This window comes from Anaerotignum lactatifermentans (assembly GCF_014982935.1).
GTDB classification, from domain to species: Bacteria; Bacillota; Clostridia; order Lachnospirales; family Anaerotignaceae; genus Anaerotignum; species Anaerotignum lactatifermentans.
This window is the reverse complement of sequence record NZ_JADCKK010000158.1, coordinates 1-1029: the sequence shown is the minus strand read 5'-3', so window position 1 is coordinate 1029 and position 1029 is coordinate 1. Positions and strand designations below refer to the sequence as shown.

Here is a 1029-nt window from a genome sequence, read left to right as displayed (position 1 = left end):
CGCCCTGCAGGCCGAGCCGGTCTTCACCGAGCTCGCCGGGAAGTACGGCAAGACGCCCGCCCAGGTCATCCTGCGCTGGCACACCCAGATGGGCACCTCGATCATCCCCGGGTCCAAGAACCCTCAGCATATCGCCGACAACGCGGACATCTTCGACTTCACGCTGACCGATGAGGAGATGGCGCGCATCGCCGAGCTCGACGGCACCAAGAAGTACTACAAGGCCACCGAGGAGGCCCTGGCGGGCTACCTGGCCGTGAAGCCCGATTTCGACTCCCAGGAGTAGCGGGCCGGCCGCGGCGTCCTCGGAACGCGACGACCTGCCCCCGGAACGTACCGCCCTGCCCCGGGAACGGCGAAATCTTCCCGAGCAGAGGGAATGGGGCGTTCCCGGGGTACGGACCGGTGTTCTCGGGGCAGGTCAGGGCGTTTTGGGGGCCGCCCCGGTGCCCCGCCTGGGCGCCATCCGCCCCCTGACCTGAAGCGTATCAACCGCCGCCCGCCGTGCCATCGCGCCCGGCGGTAGAGGAAAGCGAGGAACCATGGAGTACAAGACCCTGTCCAACGGCGTCGAGATGCCGAAGCTCGGCTACGGCGTGTTCCAGATCGAGGACGCCATCGCGAGCGGCTACCGCATGATCGACACCGCGCAGGCCTACGGCAACGAGCGCGGCGTCGGCGCCGGCATCAAGGCGAGCGGCGTCGCCCGCGACGACCTGTTCATCGTGAGCAAGGTGTGGGTGTCCAACTACGGCGAGGGCAAGACCTACGACTCGATCAGGCGCTCGCTGGAGCTGCTGGGCACCGACCATCTCGACCTCATGCTGCTGCATCAGGCCTACAACGACTACCATGTGGCGTGGCGCGACATGGAGCGCGCCTACGCCGACGGCCTGGTCCGCGCGATCGGCGTGTCGAACTTCGACCCCACGCGCCTGCTCGACATCTGCACCTTCGCCGACGTGGCACCCATGGTCAACCAGGTTGAGACCCATGTCTTCTGGCAGCAGGGCTACGCGCACGAGAACA

At 67.2% G+C, this 1029-nt stretch carries 2 protein-coding genes; both read left to right on the top strand.

The features are described from left to right. Positions 1-286: aldo/keto reductase (locus INF29_RS14460; protein ID WP_193487430.1), on the top strand; the 286-nt coding region annotated here is incomplete at its 5' end. Between the two features lie 256 nt (positions 287-542). After that, on the top strand, positions 543-1029 hold a 487-nt coding region (locus INF29_RS14455; protein ID WP_193487428.1), incomplete at its 3' end, for an aldo/keto reductase.